Origin of the sequence: Cupriavidus sp. UME77 (genome assembly GCF_014170355.1) — a bacterium.
Lineage (GTDB): Bacteria > Pseudomonadota > Gammaproteobacteria > Burkholderiales > Burkholderiaceae > Cupriavidus > Cupriavidus basilensis.
Genome location: NZ_LZZU01000013.1, coordinates 41397 through 57280, shown reverse-complemented (window position 1 = coordinate 57280; position 15884 = coordinate 41397). Strand labels below are relative to the sequence as shown.

The 15884-nt window shown below is 66.7% G+C and carries 12 protein-coding genes; 8 read left to right on the top strand and 4 right to left on the bottom strand.

Annotated features, from left to right (window positions below; genetic code table 11):
- Positions 1–24: 24 nt before the first annotated feature.
- Positions 25–675: a cysteine dioxygenase family protein gene (locus tag A9975_RS05890; RefSeq protein ID WP_183031809.1), complete on the bottom strand. Its 651-nt coding sequence runs from the start codon at positions 673–675 to the stop codon at positions 25–27.
- Positions 676–915: 240 nt separating this feature from the next.
- On the opposite strand from A9975_RS05890, the gene A9975_RS05885 reads away from it, so the two are divergent.
- The gene (locus tag A9975_RS05885; RefSeq protein ID WP_220810638.1) at positions 916–3234 is read left to right on the top strand and encodes a rhodanese-like domain-containing protein; all 2319 of its coding nucleotides are present in this window, start codon (positions 916–918) and stop codon (positions 3232–3234) included.
- Between the two features lie 326 nt (positions 3235–3560).
- On the opposite strand, the gene A9975_RS05880 is transcribed toward A9975_RS05885, so the two are convergent.
- Positions 3561–4565 carry a tripartite tricarboxylate transporter substrate-binding protein gene (locus tag A9975_RS05880; RefSeq protein ID WP_183031808.1) on the bottom strand — a complete coding sequence of 335 codons (1005 nt, stop codon included), beginning with the start codon at positions 4563–4565 and terminating at the stop codon, positions 3561–3563.
- 226 nt (positions 4566–4791) lie between these two features.
- On the opposite strand from A9975_RS05880, the gene A9975_RS05875 reads away from it, so the two are divergent.
- The 5 genes from A9975_RS05875 to metC are packed head-to-tail and all read left to right on the top strand — an operon-like array spanning position 4792 to position 9263.
- Positions 4792–5640, top strand: a complete 849-nt coding sequence (locus A9975_RS05875; RefSeq protein ID WP_183031807.1) for a transporter substrate-binding domain-containing protein — start codon at positions 4792–4794, stop codon at positions 5638–5640.
- Positions 5640–6386, top strand: coding sequence for an amino acid ABC transporter permease (locus tag A9975_RS05870; RefSeq protein WP_183031806.1), 747 nt, complete (start codon positions 5640–5642; stop codon positions 6384–6386). Before A9975_RS05875 ends, A9975_RS05870 begins: the two co-directional genes overlap by 1 nt.
- The gene (locus A9975_RS05865; protein ID WP_183031805.1) at positions 6373–7176 is read left to right on the top strand and encodes an amino acid ABC transporter permease; all 804 of its coding nucleotides are present in this window, start codon (positions 6373–6375) and stop codon (positions 7174–7176) included. The genes A9975_RS05870 and A9975_RS05865 overlap by 14 nt, the downstream gene beginning before the upstream one ends.
- Positions 7163–8020, top strand: a complete 858-nt coding sequence (locus A9975_RS05860) for an amino acid ABC transporter ATP-binding protein (RefSeq protein WP_220810637.1) — start codon at positions 7163–7165, stop codon at positions 8018–8020. The genes A9975_RS05865 and A9975_RS05860 overlap by 14 nt, the downstream gene beginning before the upstream one ends.
- Before the next feature lie 34 nt (positions 8021–8054).
- The gene (gene metC, locus A9975_RS05855; RefSeq protein WP_183031804.1) at positions 8055–9263 is read left to right on the top strand and encodes a cystathionine beta-lyase; all 1209 of its coding nucleotides are present in this window, start codon (positions 8055–8057) and stop codon (positions 9261–9263) included.
- Positions 9264–9449: 186 nt separating this feature from the next.
- Here the strand turns inward: metC and A9975_RS05850 are convergent, their stop codons facing one another.
- The gene (locus tag A9975_RS05850) at positions 9450–10868 is read right to left on the bottom strand and encodes an NCS2 family permease (RefSeq protein WP_370563975.1); all 1419 of its coding nucleotides are present in this window, start codon (positions 10866–10868) and stop codon (positions 9450–9452) included.
- 524 nt (positions 10869–11392) lie between these two features.
- Here A9975_RS05850 and A9975_RS05845 point away from each other — a divergent pair.
- Positions 11393–12106: a hypothetical protein gene (locus A9975_RS05845; protein ID WP_183031803.1), complete on the top strand. Its 714-nt coding sequence runs from the start codon at positions 11393–11395 to the stop codon at positions 12104–12106.
- Here the strand turns inward: A9975_RS05845 and A9975_RS05840 are convergent.
- Positions 12097–13203 carry a tetratricopeptide repeat protein gene (locus tag A9975_RS05840; protein ID WP_183031802.1) on the bottom strand — a complete coding sequence of 369 codons (1107 nt, stop codon included), beginning with the start codon at positions 13201–13203 and terminating at the stop codon, positions 12097–12099. The genes A9975_RS05845 and A9975_RS05840 overlap by 10 nt on opposite strands.
- 323 nt (positions 13204–13526) lie before the next feature.
- Here A9975_RS05840 and A9975_RS05835 point away from each other — a divergent pair, with 323 nt between their 5' ends.
- Entirely contained in the window at positions 13527–15884 is a 2358-nt protein-coding gene (locus tag A9975_RS05835) for a type VI secretion system Vgr family protein (RefSeq protein ID WP_183031801.1), read from the top strand.

Below are 15884 nucleotides of genomic sequence, written 5' to 3'. Positions count from 1 at the left end.
GGGGCTGTCGTCTTGGCCGCAATGTCAGGCCGCTGCTTTCTCGCTGCGGTTCATCTGGGTGGCGTTGTAGTTGACAATGCGCCCGCTCTCCAGCTCCACGCCGATGCGCCCCGTCAGCGTTTCGAGTGGACGGCCGTAGAGGTGGAAGTGCAGCGTGGGGGCGTCGCCCACCACGTGGATGCTATGGATGTCCTGCGGCAGGAAGCTGATCGGCGTGCCCGGGCGCACCACCAGCTCGCGCTCCAGTTCGATGCTGGCGCGCTCGGGGTTGCTGCCGTCGTCGGTGCGGCGGTAGACGCGGTTGAGCTCATCGCCTTGCACGGCCACGATGACGGCCCACGTGTCATGGTTGTGCGGGATGGTCTTCTTGCCCGGCACGATCGAATTGAGGTAGAGCGCCGGCAACTGGCCTTCTCCGCTCAGGCGGTAGCGGGTAGAGGTGGCGGTGCCGTCGCTGGGCGGCGGGAACTCGGCAAAGCCGAACAGGTCCTTCTGGTCGGCCAGCTTTTGCAGGGCGGCGGTGACCTGCCCGAGCGTGGCGCGATCCACCTCGCGCTGTGCCGTCAGCGCGCAGACCTCGGCGAGGGTGGCGGCAATGGCCGCATTGCGCTGGCTTTGCTGATCGGTCTGATTGGTCTGGTTGGTCTGGTTGGTCTGGTTGGTCTGGGTCGTCATGGGGGGAGATCCGGTTATGAATACGATGCCGTGGCAGGTGGCGGCCGTGCGCCACTCTACGGAGTGCGGGACCCGGGAAGAACGAACAATATCGCCGATGCATATTCGGTTTTGATCCGGTGCAAGGCGACATGATGCCCACGCCAGGCACGGCATAACGATCTGCGATCTGATTCGTTAGCGCCCGGCGCAACTTCTTTTAGGCTTCAACCTGCCCAGCATTTTCAAGAGCTTCCCGCCATGACCATTACCGACTTGTCCCAGACCTTGGCCGATACTGACGCAAACGCCGACGCAAACGCCGACGCAAATGCCGACGCAAATGCCGACGCCACGGACGCGACCGACCACGTGAGCGGCGCCCGCGCCGCGGCGGTCGCCGCCTTCATCGCCCGTGCTCGCGAGATCGCCGGCGGCCACGCCGCCGACAAGACGCCGCTGGCCGCGATCGCCGACGAACTGGTGGCGCTGGCTGGCCAGGCGCACCTGTTCCCGCCGGCGCACTTCCCCGTGGATGCGGCCAGGCCCGCCGCGATCTACCGGCTGGCCGAAGACCCGGACGGCCGCTTCGCCTTGTTCGCCTCGGCCGGCCTGCCGGGCAAGGCGCAGCCGCCGCACGACCACACCACCTGGGCGGTGATTGCCGGCGTGCGCGGCGTGGAGCGCAACGTGATCTTTCATCGCAGCCCGGGCAGCAAGCCCGGGCTCGACACGCTGGAACCGCTGCGCCAGCTCGATGTGCAGGCAGGCAATGCCATCACGCTATCGCCCACCGACGTGCATACCATCGAACTGATCGGCGACACGCCCGGCCTGCACCTGCACTTCTACGGCCTCACGCTGCCCCGCCTGAGCGAGCGCGTGAAGTTCGACCCAGCGCCCGAGGGCGGCACGCAATACAGCTACCGCACCTTTGCCGCGCCCGCGCTGATCCGCCATCCGCTGGTGAGCCCGGCCGCGCTCAAGCGCGCCATTGCCCAGGGGGAGGAGCTCGCGGTGCTGGACGCGCGGGAAGAGGGCGCTTTCTCGCGTGAGCACCTGTTGTTCGCCGTGCCCGCGCCGCTGGGCCGGCTCGAGACCACGATCGACCGGCTGGTGCCGCGCCGCACCACGCGCATCGTGGTGACGGATCTGGTCGAGGATATCGCCCACGCGGCCGCGGCAAAGCTGCTGCGCTTTGGCTATACCAACGTATCCGTGCTGGAGGGCGGCACGCGTGCCTGGCAGGCCGCCGGCTATGAAATCTTCAGCGGCACCAACGTGCCCAGCAAAGCCTTCGGCGAAGTGATCGAGCACGAGCTGCACACGCCGTGGATCACCGCCGAGGCGCTCAAGCTGCACCAGACGCGTGGCGACAATGTGGTGGTGGTGGACAGCCGCCCCTTCACGGAATTCCAGAACATGAGCATCCCCGGCGCGGTGGACTGCCCGGGGGCTGAGCTGGTCTACCGCATCGGCGAGATCGCGCCCGATCCCGAGACGCTGGTGGTGGTCAATTGCGCCGGCCGCACGCGCAGCATCGTGGGCGCGCAGACGTTGATCAACGCCGGCATTCCCAATCGCGTGGTGTCGCTCAAGGACGGCACCATGGCATGGCTGCTGGCCGGCTACCAGCTCGACCATGGCCAGACCCGATTCGCGCCACAGCCCGGCGAAGCCGCCCAGGCCGCGGCGCGTGAACGGGCCGCTCGCGTGGCGCAGCGCGCTGGCGTGCAACATATCGATGCGGCGCAACTAGCCGCCTTCACGCAGCAGGCGGATGACCGCACGCTGTACCGCTTCGACGTCCGCTCGCCCGAGGAATACGCCGCAGGCCACCTGCCGGGCTGGCGCAGCGCGCCCGGCGGCCAGCTGGTGCAGGCCACCGATGCCTACGCCGGCACCCGCCGCGCCCGCATCGTGCTGGCCGACTGGGATGGCGTGCGCGCACAGATCACGGCAGCCTGGCTGGCCCAGTTCAGCGGCCACGAGATCTACCTGTTCCGCCCGGCACCGCTGGCACCGCGCGAATCCGGCCCCGAGCCCGTGCGCGTGCTGCGCGCCTCCGAGGTCGAAGCGCCATGGATCGAAGCCGCATCGCTGTCCGCGCTGAAAGCGCAGGGCGGGGTCACGGTGGTGGATGTGGATAGCAGCCTGGCATTCCGACGCAGCCACCTGCCCGGTGCATGGTTCGCCACGCCGGAGAAGGTCGCGCTGGTGCTGGAGCATGCCAGTGCCGACGACATCATCGTGGTGACCTCTTCCGACGGCGTGCTGGCGCAAGCGGTAGCGGCCGAGTTGCGCCGCACCGGCCAGCGCGACGTACGCGCACTGCTCGGCGGCAACGCACGCTGGCAAGCGCTTGGCCTGCCAACGGAATCCGGCGAAGCCGGCACGGCCGCCGCAGCGCGAGTCCTGACCGGCGACGAAGACGCATGGTACAGCGCCTACGCTTACGAGGATGAAAGCCGCCGGAAGTCCGAGATGCACGCCTACCTGAACTGGGAAATCGGCCTGGTGGATCAACTAGAACGCGACGGTGATCTGCCGGTACGGCTGGTGGATTACAGCCAGCAGTAGGCGCAAAGGCATCGCCTCGGCCAGCGCCCGCCCTCTCCCCCGGCCCCTCTCCCACAAGTGGGAGATGGGAGCCAACCAGCGGCAAGATCAACCCATTGTTGTAGCCGTGTGAAGCGCCCGAAGGGCGGGCCACACCCCAACGCGATGCGAAGCGAGCCGTCAAGGTTCACCTAGGCCGTATGGGGCGCCTTCTTTGCCTACTTTCTTGGCAAGACAAGAAAGTAGGTCGCCGCCCCGCAGGGGTGGTGAAACTGCAGTTGCCTTTGCCTTTGACGTTAAGCAGCCGAAGCCAGCCGAAGCCGAAGCAAAACCCAACCCCAAAAAAATCACCTCAACGACATCCCCGCCCCCAAAATCACCAAAGCATACCTAGGCAAATCCCGAGCCAAAGCAGCATCCAGCTCCTGCGCCGAAGACCCCACCACAACATACCCCGCATCCTCCAGCTGCCCCCGCGTAGCCGGCACATCAAGCACAGCCGCAACATCGCGGCTAATGCGATCCACCACAGCAGCCGGCGTAGCCGCAGGCGCCAGCAAGCCCTGCCAGCTTTCCACCGCGAAACCCGCGGCACCTGCCTCCGCCATGGTCGGCACCTGTGGCAGCGCCTTCGAGCGATAAGGCGTGGTCACCGCCAGCGCAGTCAGCCGGCCGGAGCGCACGTAATCGGTCACCGCCGCGAGCGTGATCAGCGTTGCGTCGATGTGCCCGCCAAGCAGGTCGACCGTGGCGGGCGCGCCCCCGGCATAGGGAATGTAGTTGACCTTGATGCCGGTCTGGCGCGAAAGCATTTCATGGGCCACGTGGGCAATGCCGCCATTGCCGGGCAGGCCAAGCGTGACCTCGCCGGGCTTCTTGCGTGCCAGCGCGATGTAGTCTTGCAGGTTGCGCACGCCAAGATCCGGCCTGGCGACCAGGATCTGCGGATTCACCACCGCCTTGCTGACACCGCGAAACGCGCGGCTCGCATCGTACGGCAGTGTCTTGAACAGCGAGGCGTTCAGCGTCACGCCTTCGCCACCCAGCAGCAAGGTGTAGCCGTCAGGCTTGGCCCGCGCCACCTGCGCGGCACCCAGGGTGCCGCTGGCGCCCACCACGTTTTCCACCACCACGGGCTGGCCCCATTTCTCGCTGAGCTTGAGCGCCAGCGTACGCGCGAGCTTGTCGGCGCTGCCGCCGGGCGCCACCGGCACCACGATGCGCACGGGTCGCGCGGGGAAAGCCTGCGGGGCCTGCGTGGCATCGCTGTGAAAGGGTACGCCAGCGATGGCGGCCGCAGCAGCGGCGACGGGCAGGCAAAGAAGGGCGCGGAACAGGGTGCGACGTTGCATGACGGTAATGCCTGAGGCGAATCGAGCGCCAAGCTTAGAAAGCGTGGCCTCCGCGGCCAACGAATCTTTCCGCGCATGGATATGCGGACGCGCTGTGCTGACACGGGCAACGGAATGCGCATAACGATTGGCTCTTTTATTCGTTCCGTGCCCGTCGGTGCTTGCGTACAGTTTGTCGGCTGCAATGCATCAACCACGACTTAGCCAACAAGAACTCGAACACACCATGACCCGCACTCTTTCGCTGCGCTCCCCGCGTCCTCTCGCCTTCGCTGCCGCCTTGCTGGCCGGTACCTTCTTTGCCGGCGCCGCGCAGGCCGACGCCACGCTCGACAAGATCCGCCAGCGCGGCAAGATCGTGGTCGGCATCATGCTGTCCGGCAGCGCCTTCGGCTCGATCGATCCCGCCACGCAAAAGCCCGTCGGCTTCAATGCGGACCTCGCGCAGGACCTGGCCAGGCAGCTCAATGTGGAGCTGGAAACGGTGCAGGTGCAGCCGTCCAATCGCGTGCAGTTCCTGCAGCAGGGCAAGGTCGACGTGCTGATCGCGGCGATGGAATACAACGCCGAGCGCGGTGAGCAGCTGGGCCACGCGCCTACGCCTTACTATCGTGTGGGCGGCGCCGTGATCGTGCCCAAGCAAAGCGATATCCGCCGCTGGGAAGACTTGAAGGGCAAGACGGTGTGCATCTCGCAGGGCAGCAGCTATACGCGTGCGGTGCAGGTGGAATACGGCGCCATCCCGAAGGGCTTCAAGGGCTCGGCGGAATCGCTGCTGGCGCTGCGCGGTGACAATTGCGCCGGCGCCGTGCACGACAACACGCTGCTGCAGCCGCTGGTGCGGGGCAACCCGGAATGGCAGAACTACCGCATCGTGCTGCCTGAGCTCAATCCCGCGCCGACCGTGATCTGGACCCGCAAGGGCGAGCAGGACACCATTTCCGCGGTGGACCGCATCGTGCAGAACTGGCATCGCAGCGGCTGGCTGGTTGCCACCGAGAAGAAGGCCGGCATCCTGCCGCCGTCGCCGGCGCTGACCGAGCTGCATGACAAGTTCAAGGGCGGCCGTTCCTGATGGAAGCAGCGATTGCCTGGTGGATCGATGCGGCGCACCGCCTCGGCCTGAACTACGCGTTCCTCGCCGATGCCTATGACCGCGCCTCCTTCGTGCATGGCGCCTGGGTAACCATCCAGCTGGTGCTTTGCACCCTGGCCGGCAGCCTGGTCGCCGGCGTGGGAATGGCGGCGGCACTGACTTCGCGCAATGCGCTGCTGGCCGGTGCCACGCGCGCGTTTGTGGAAGTCACCCGCAACACGCCAACCCTGGTGCAGCTCTATTGCGCCTTCCTGGTTCTCAACATGCTGATCACCCATGCCTTGCAGGACGCGCACCGGACCAATCCGCTTACGCCGTTCCTGTGGGTGGTGGTGGTGCTGTCGCTGCACAAGGGCGTGTTTCATGCCGAAGCCTTGCGCGCTGGCATCGAGGCCGTGCCCAAGGTCACGCTGGAAGCGGCGGCCTCGCTCGGCTTTGATCGCCGCACCTTGCTCTGGCGCGTGCAGTTGCCGCTGGCGGTGCGCTTTGCCCTGCCTGCCCTGGTCAACAATTCCGTGGAGCTGGTCAAGGCCACGGCGGTGGCGTCCGCGATTGCGGTGGGCGATATCACCTACGCCTCCATCATGATCTGGACCCAGCGCGACAACGTGCTGGAACTGATGGTGCTGTTGCTGTTGTTCTTCGGCCTGCTGACCTGGGCGGTCAGCCAGGCGGGTAACTGGCTGGAACTTCGACTAAGGATGCCCGGCTATGGCGAGCGCTGATTCCACTTATCTCGCTGCGCCCGCAACGTCGCGCGCCGGTCGCTATGCGGGGCTGCTGTGGCTCCTGCCGCTGGTGGCGGTGGCGCTGGCGGCGACCCGCCATCCGGACCTGGCCCGCGCGCTGGCCAGCGCCTGGCAATGGTCGCCGGCGCTGGTGCGCGGCTTCCTGGTCAATATCGGCGTGAGCCTGCTGGCGATCTTGCTGGGCACGGCCGGCGGGCTGCTGATTGGCGCGTTGCGCCTGTCGCCGGTGGCGCTGCTGTCGCGCCCGGCGCATCTGTACGTGCAGGTGTTCCGCAATGCGCCCTGGCTGGTGCTGATCTACTTCTCCACCTACGTCTTCCCGTTCGAGGTGAATATCGGCAGCCATATCGTGCCGTTCCCCGACTGGTTCAAGGTGGTGGTGGGGCTGGCGCTGCCGGCCAGCGCCAATGTGGCCGAGGTGCTGCGCGGCGCGGTGCAGTCGATTCCGCTCACGCAGTGGGAGGCGGCCAGCTCGATGGCGTTCTCGCGCTTGCAGATCCTGCGGCTGATCATCGTTGCGCAATGCGTGCGCCGCATGCTGCCGCCGTGGATGAACCTGTACGCCACGCTCACCATGGGCACCGCGCTGGCCTCGCTGGTGGGCGTGCACGATCTGCTCGATACCGCGCAGATGGCCAGCAATACCGTCAACCAGACCGCCTTTACCGTGCTGATCTATTTCACCGTGCTGGCGATGTTCTTTGCCTGGTGCTACCCGATTTCGCGCTTCACCCGTTTCCTGGAACAAAAATATGCTGTTGCCTGAACATAACGGCGGACCCGTGTTGTCCGTGGTCCCCGAGGCTGCCGCGCCGCTGGTTGCGCTCAAGGACGTGCACCTTGCCTTTGGCGGCAACCCGGTGCTCAAGGGCATCGACCTGGAAGTGCGGCGCGGGCAGGCGGTGTCCATCATCGGGCCGTCCGGCTCGGGCAAGTCCACCATCCTGCGTTGCCTTACCGGCCTGCTGGAGCCGCAGCAGGGCACGGTGATGGTCGGCGGCGTTTCGGTGCGCGAGCTGCGCAGCGAGGCCGAGCGCATTGCGCTGCGCAAGCGTGTGGGCTTTGTCTTCCAGCAGTACAACCTGTTTCCGCACCTGACCGTGCTGCAGAACCTCACCATCGCGCCGTTGCGCGTGCTGGGGCGCGGCCGTGCCCAGGCGGAGGCCACCGCCATCGCGTTGCTGCGCAAGGTGCGCCTGGCCGACAAGGCAGGCGCGTATCCGGGCGAGCTCTCCGGCGGCCAGCAGCAGCGTGTCGCGATTGCCCGCGCGCTGGCGATGGAGCCCGAACTGATCCTGTTCGACGAGGTGACCTCGGCGCTAGACCCGGAGACGGTGGGCGAGGTGCTGACCGTGATCGGCGACCTGGTCGAGGAGGGGCTGACCTGCCTGCTGGTGACGCATGAGATGCGCTTTGCCGAGGAAATCAGCGACGAGGTTTACTTCACCGAAGGCGGGCGCATTGTCGAGCACGGCCCGGCCAGCCGCATCTTCAGCGCGCCGCGCAGCGAGCGCACGCGCGCCTTTCTCAACCGCTCGCTCGGCGCAGCCCCGCGCGCGCAGGCCGATCCCTTCGTTTTCTCTTTCGACAAGCTGCGCTTTGCCGTCTGAGCGCGGCGCAAGCCAATATCCCGATCCAGGAACCATGAGCCATCATCGCGATACCCAACTGATCCATGCCGGCACGCCGCCCTTTGTCCAGGGCCACGGCCCGGTCAATGTGCCGGTGGTGCGCACCAGCACCGTGCGCTTCGAGAACTCGGACGCCTATGACGATATCCGGGCGCGCCATGCGCGCGGCGAGCGTGTCAGTTCCTATGGCCGGCAGGGCATGGATACGCACCGCGCGCTGGAAGACGCGATTGCCGGACTCGAAGGCGGCAACCGCACCTTCCTGGCCCCCTCGGGGCTGGCGGCGATCTCGCTGACCTTCCTGGCGCTGCTGTCGCCGGGTGACCATGCGCTGGTGGTGGACAGCGTCTATGCGCCGGTACGCAGGCTGGCGCAAACGCTGCTGCGCCGACTGGGCATCGAGGTCAGCTACTTCTCGCCCAGCCAGGACGATTTGGACACGCTGATCCGCCCCAACACGCGGCTGCTCTACCTGGAGTCGCCCAGCTCTTTGCTGTACGAGGTGCTGGACCTGCCGCGCCTTGCGCAGATCGCGCACCGCCATGGCGTGGTGGTGGCCACCGACAATACGTGGGCTTCCGGCCACGTGCTGCAGCCGCTGGCGCTCGGCGTGGATGTATCGATCCTGGCATCGACCAAGTACATCAGCGGCCATTCCGACCTGATGCAGGGCGCGGTGGTGGTCAAGGACGAGGCGCTGGCGCGCCGCATTGCCGATGCCTACGATGGCTTCGGCCTGGCCATCAGCGCGGACGATGCCTACCTGGCGCTGCGCGGCATCCGCACGCTGGCCGTGCGGCTGGCCCAGCACCAGCGCAATGCCTTGGCGGTGGCACAGTTCCTGGATGCGCATGCGGCGGTAGGGCGCGTGTTCTATCCGGCCTTGCCCTCGGACCCCGGCCACGCGCTGTGGCTGCGGGATTTCTCCGGCGCCAACGGGCTGGTCTCGTTCTCGCTGCCGGGCGCCGATGTGGCGGCGGCGCGCAAGCTGGTGGATTCGCTAAGCCTGTTCGGGCTGGGGGCTTCATGGGGCGGCTATGAAAGCCTGGTGCAGGTGGCAGCGCCGGAGCGCCTGGCGGAACACTCGTACTGGCGTGGCGCCGAGCCGGTGATCCGCCTGCATATCGGCCTGGAAGCACCGGAGGACCTGATCGCCGACCTGGCGCAGGGGCTGGCAGCCACGACGCAGGCATCGGTGCCGCAACGGCGCGCGGCGGCGTGAGGCGGCTTGAGGCGGCGTGAGGCGGTGCGATTTGCGGCCGTTCGCTAGACGGCAAGGCCGCTAAAAAAAAGAAGCGGGACGGGAATTTGCCCGCTTCGCAAAAAAGCCAGTGTCATCGTTGCGCTGGCTTTCAGTACCCACTGGCGTGGCGACACCGGCCGCGGGCGGTGCCGCGGCCGTCAAGCCTCAGATTGCCCAGCCGCCGCCGTAGAACACGGCCAGCGCCAGCGCGATGCCCACGGTGCCCACGTTCAGCTTGCGGTATTCACCGGCCACGAGGCGGCCGATCACCAGGGTGCAGAAGCCCAGCATGATGCCCGTGACGATATTGCAGGTCAGCACGATAAACACCGCGCAGACCAGGCCGGCCATGGCGTCGACCATATCGTCCATATGCAGCTTGCTGACGCTGCTGAGCATCAACAGGCCCACATACATCAGGGCAGGTGCCGTCGCGTACGAAGGCACCAGCCCGGCCAGCGGCGAGAAGAAGATCACTGCCAGGAAGAGCAGGCCGACCACCACCGCGGCCAGGCCGGTCTTTGCGCCGGCGGCCACGCCAACGCTCGATTCGATGTAGGCCGCAGCGGGCGCACCACCGAAGAAGGCCGAGAAGATCGAGCTGAGCGAGTCCGTGGTCAGGGCACGGCCGCCGTTGGGGATCTGGCCCTTCGCATCGAGCTGGCCGGCCTGGCCCGCGACGGCGCGGATGGTGCCGGTGGCGTCGAACACGGCGGTCATCACCAGTGCCAGCACGCTAGGCAGCACCGTCAGCGACAGCGCGCCCTTGATGTCCATCGCACCGATCAGCGAGGCATGGCCCGGCGCGCTCAGCGCGGGCAGCGCGAACACGCCCGTGAACTTGACGGCGGGATCGAAGGCCAGGCCCAGCGCGGAGATGGCGACGATCACCAGCAAGATGCCGCCCGGCACCCGGCGCCGCTCCAGCCCGAAGATGGCGGCCAGGCCGAGGATCGACATGACGACCGGGAAGGCGGTGATCTTGCCCAGTGCGACCGGCAGGCCGGCGCCGGGGTTCTTGATCACCAGGCCCACGTCGTTGGACGCGATCAGCAGCAGGAACAAGCCAATGCCGATGCCCGTGCCGTGCGCCACGCCGGCCGGCAGGTTGCGCAGGATCCAGGAGCGCACGCCGGTCACGGAAATGGCGGTGAAGACCACGCCCATCAGAAAGATCGCGCCAAGCGCAACGGCCGGGGAGAGCCCCTGACCAAGCACCAGCCCGAACGCGGTGAAAGCGGTCAGCGAGATCGCGCAGCCGATGGCGATGGGCAGCTTGGCCCACACGCCCATCAACAAGGAGCCGAATGCCGCGGTCAGGCAGGTTGCGACGAACACGGCGCTGCCATCGAAGCCCGCCTTGCCGAGCATGCCCGGCACGACGAACACGGAGTAGACCATGGCCATGAAGGTGGTGGCGCCGGCCAATGCCTCGCGGCGCCCGGTGCTGCCGCGCTCGCTGATCTGGAAGTACCGGTCGAGGAAGCCCTTGGCCTCCATGGAGGTGACGGCGTCGATGGCCTTGGCCTCGATCGCGTCGGTGCCAGGGGCGGTGGCACGGCCGGGGAACGGCTGTTCAAGCATGGCGGAGTGTCTCCTTTGTGGTGCGCTGGGGCGGCGGCTACGTCGCTCATACCCAGGCTGTCTCGCTTTTTCGTTGTCGTTGCCGAGGCCGTCATGCGGGCCGCTGCGCACAAGGTCTGTGTCGCATTCGGCACTGCATGCAGCCCGGTACGCCGCTGTCGGCCGCTTGCTCGCCACTCCGTGCTGGCGCTGCCGGTCCGACATGGCGCAAGACTAAGGGAGGGGCAGCATTCGTTCATAACGGCGGGAACATGGCTGACATTGGGAATTGAATATGAGTGGCCGGTTGCGCTCGCGGCAGGCGGGGCGTTCGGAAAAGCGCGGATTGTGGCTGGACGCGGGCAGGAAGGCAACTACCAAAGCGGCGATTGTGCGAATGCCGCCCAAATTGTCATGACTGCCGGGACATTGGGTAAGGGGTGGGGCGGCGGGCCCGGCAGCTAGACGCATTCGCCTCTTCGCCCCTACACTGCATGGCCACTCCGGCACATCGAGCGCCTCCACCTAGCCAAGCCATGCACGCCATGCAAGTGACCTTCCGTTGCGATCCGCTGCTGCAGGACTACCTCCCGCGCCCGCAGCCTGCCCAGCAGGCGCTGCCGGAGTGGGTGCGGGCGATGCGTCCCAAGGCGTTCTCGCCCCTGCACGGCCGCGACATCCGCACCATCAAGCAATGCCCGCCGTTCATCGACGCCATGACCCACGGCTTTGTGATTCTGCTGCCATGTGACGTGCGCGTGGAGCGTGGCGTGTTCTCCTGGGATTGGGACTTGCCCGAGCCGGGCATCGACGGCCATCCGCGCGCGCCGCTGAGCTTTCACGTGCCCGAGCAACTGGGCGGCACGCCACTGCACTCGGAGGCCGTCGCCCTGAAATTCAACAGCTTCTGGACCATCGAGCTGCCGCCCGGGTGGTCGCTGCTGGCGATGCATCCGGCCAACCGCTGGGATCTGCCGTTCCGCACGCTGAGCGGCCTGGTCGATGCGGACCGCTTCCATGACGTGGGCATCAATTTCCCGGCGCTATGGACCGACACGGGGTTCGACGGTGTCCTGCCCAAAGGCACGCCGGTCGCGCAGTGCTGCCCGGTGCCGCGCGCGGAGCTTGAACTGTCCTTCGGCACGATCGACGCAGAGGGCGCCGGGCGCTACGAGAAGCTGGCGGCGGAGGTACTGACCACGCCCGGCGTGTACCGCAAGCGCTTTCGCGCGCCGCGCGAGCGGGGCGGTCAGTCCTGAGTGCTGCCCGGGTTGCCCGAGCCGCCGAGGCTGGTTAGCAAGGCACGCAAGGCGCCCAGGTTGGCCCATAGCCGGCCGTGCGGTCCCGAGCACAGCGCCTGCGCAATGCGCCCGAAGGTCTCCGGCGCAACGCGGTAGGCGTGGGCATAGGCGGCCAGGGCCGCATCGGGCTGGCCGTCTTCCTGCAGCACGATGCCAAGGTTGACCGCCGCCGGCGCAGCGTCCGGCTGGCAGGCCAGGGCGCTGCGCAAGGCGGCCTGCGCACCGCGCAGGTCACGCCGGTCCTGCCGCACCAGCCCAAGCTGGATCCAGCCGTCGTAGTCCTGCGGATGCGCGCCGACGAGGGCTTCCAGCGTGGCTTGCGCGGCGCCCAGTTCGCCGAGTTCCTGCTGCGCGATGGCCAGGTTCAGGCGCGCCTCCCGGCTGTGCGGCTCCAGCGCCACGGCACTGGCAAAGGCGCCGGCGGCCTCGGCCTTGCGCCCGAGCGCATGCAGCACTTTGCCCCGCTGGAAATGCGCGCGCGCGATATTGCCCTCCAGCGCCAGGGCGCGGTCCAGCGCCGCCAGCGCGGCTTGCAGCTCGCCGCCTTTGCGCATCGCTTCCGCCAGTTCGAGCCACGCCGGCGCAAAACCCGGCGCCCGCTGGATCAGCAGGCCCAGTTCCGCCACGGCATCAGCCGTCCCGCTCTGCAACCGGGCGAGGCAGGCGAGATAGCTAGGCTCCAGGGCATTGCCACTGAGCGCGCAGGCGCGCAGCAGGGGCGGCAGCGCCTCTGCCGGCGCGCCATCGGCCAGCGCCGCCCGGCCGGCGATCAGTAGCGAGGGCAGATGATCCGGCCGCAGCGAGAGTCCCTGCGCGATGTGCCGCCGCGCCAGCGTGGCCTCGCCACGCTGCAAAGCAATCTGCGCGCTCAGCTGGCACACGGCGGGATGCGCCGGGTAGCGGCCGATGAGCGCGGCCGCATAGCTGGCAGCGGCATCGATGTTGCCCTGGTTCAGATACGTGATGGCCGCCGTCAGCCCGGCCTCCAGCGCAATGGTCAACTCAACTGCCAGCGCGGCTTCGGGCGCGCTCGGGTCCGTACTCGGCTTGGTCATGGCAAGCGGCGTGGTTGCGGTGGCGCAAGCTTAACCGGTCTTGCCGGCACGCGGCGTGCTTACGCCTGGCTCATTCGCCGCTATCCAACGTCATCCAGCGCCAGTCAATGTCGGCATGCAAGTCAAATGCCATCGATATTTCTTAAAGAATGGGCAGAAAATTCTTAAAAAATAGGAAATCAAGTCTTAAAGAATGAGAAATCAACTCAAGTTAGGACTTGTCCGATAGACACCCCTTGAATTAGTGCGCTAGCCTGTTTCGCGAAACGGCACTGGCATACGTGCCCGTGCCGATCAACGAGAAACCGGACTTCACCGCCGCCATGCGAACCCTCAATGATGTTCTGCAGCATCCGAGTGCCAGGCTGACCCAGCATCTCGGGCTCGCGATCGCTACGCTCGCCTCACCGCTGGATGTTCTGGAATTCCGTATCGAGGAAGGGTTCAACGAAACCTACGTGGCGGACATTACCGTCACGTCGATCGACAAGACGATCGACGGCGCAGCCTGCGTGGGGCGCCGGTCGACCTTCACGATCGACGAGCGCGCCGCGATCCCATCGTTGCCGGACCTGGTCGACCCGGTCATCAATCCCGCCCGCACGGTCAATGGCGTGGTGACGCAATGGGAGCGTGTCAGCACGAGCCGTGACGAGGCAACCTACAGGCTGCGCATCGAGCCACGTGTTGCGCTGTTCAGGCAGGTGTACGACTCGGGAATTTTCCTGGAAAAGACAGTGAAGGACATGATCGCCGAGTCGATCATCGACCGCCACCTGATCGAGTCATTCGACGTCGAGTTCAAGCTGGAAGGCGTCGAGGAGCGCTTCGAGCAGGCGCTCATGTATGAGGAAACCGTCTGGGATTTTGTGGCGCGCCATTGCCGGCGCGCTGGCATCTTCTTCTACTTCAAGCAGGGCCGCAAGGCAGACGGGCCACAGCGCGACACAATCGTGTTCGGCAACTCGCCGCGCGGCTACGTGCGCGCGCTTGAGGTGCCGCTGATGCCGGTTTCGGGCCTCTCTGGCAACTGGCATGAGGCGGTGCTGTCGATCAGCTCGGTCCGCAAACTGGTGCCGGCCATGGTCGAGTTGCGGGAGCACAACTACCGTACGCCAGCCGATCCGCTGAAGGCCGAGTCGTACGTCGCACGCGACGACCCCTCCGTGTACGGCAGCGTGAACCGCAGCACCGAGCACCATCACACGGCAGAAGTCGGGCAGATGCTGGCCGACGCCAGACGCGACGAACTGATCGCCCGGCAGACCACGTTCAAGGGCAGGAGCAACGTGATCGGCATGATGCCTGGCATGGTGGTGCGCCTGACCAACCACAAGATGCCCGAGGCCGAACACGGCGTCGTGATCACCAAGCTTGTCACGACAGGCAGTCGCAGCCAGCCGGTCATCAACGCCTTCGAGGCGACGCCCTCGCATCTGACGTATCGCCCCGAGTACATCCCCGAGCGGGACTGGCGCTGGATCAGCGGCACGCTGACCGCCACCGTCGAGTCGGGCGACGACGGCCCCTACGCGTGGCTGGACGAAGCCGGCCGCTACCGGGTATTGCCCCATTTCCAGCGCCGCACGGGCAAGCGGGGCGTGAACACCATGCCGCTGCGTCTCCTGCGCCCCAGTGCCTCGTACCAGGGGGGCTTCCATTCGCCGCTGCTGCCCGGCACGGAGGTCCGGCTCGAAGGCACCAACGGGGACGTGGACCGCATGTATATCGCCGGGGCGTTGCATGACTATGCGCACCCGGACCTTGTGCATGGCAGCGCTGGCTGGCACAGCCGCGCGATATGGCGCTCGCCGCTCCAAGGCGCAAAGATCCGCTTCGAGGATCTGAAGGGCCGCGAAGGCGCGAAGGTCGCGACGGTCCATATGAAGTCGTCGGTCAGCCTCGGCTATCTGGTCGACAGCCAGAAACAGAAGCGCGGCGAGGGCTTCGAGATCAACACGCAGGGCTGGGGCACCGTGCACGGGGCGAAGGGCCTGATGCTGTCAGCCGACGGCTTGTCGAGCCCGAATGCCCCGCAGCTTGAGATGCAGGCGGCGCTCCAGGAGCTTCAGTCGGCCCTGAGCCGCGTGACCGCGCTGGTCGACACCACCACGCAGGCGAAGGCAGTGCCCGCCGACAAGGCGACCCAGGCGAGCCTGAAAGACGCGCTGGACCAACTCAAGAGCGCAGGGCTGATCGCCAGCGCACCAGGCGGCATCGCGCTGGTGACGCCACAGTCAATCCAGCAGGCCGCCAGCGCAAACGTGATGGTGAGCGCCGGCCGGCACGTTGACGTAAGCGCGGTAAAGCGCTTCACGCTGGCCGCTGGCGACCTGATCTCGCTGTGCGCGCACAAGCTCGGGCTGAAGATCTTCGCGGCGAAGGGCAAGGTCGAGATTCAGGCACAGAGCGACGCGATGGACCTGTTTGCCGACAAGCAACTGCGGGTGGCAAGCGCTAGCGCCGACGTGTTGGTTACAGGGCGCACGAAGACTGTCATGGCGAGCGGCGGCGCCGCGCTTACGATCGAGAACGGCAATGTCGTGTTCCACTGTCCGGGCGATTTCAAGATCAAGGCCGCCTCCTTTACCTTCGAGGGGCCTGCGAATTTTGAAAACGCGCTGCCCCATTTGCCGCAAAGCGAATTGAAGGTTTCCAACACCTACAACATGTCGCGCTAA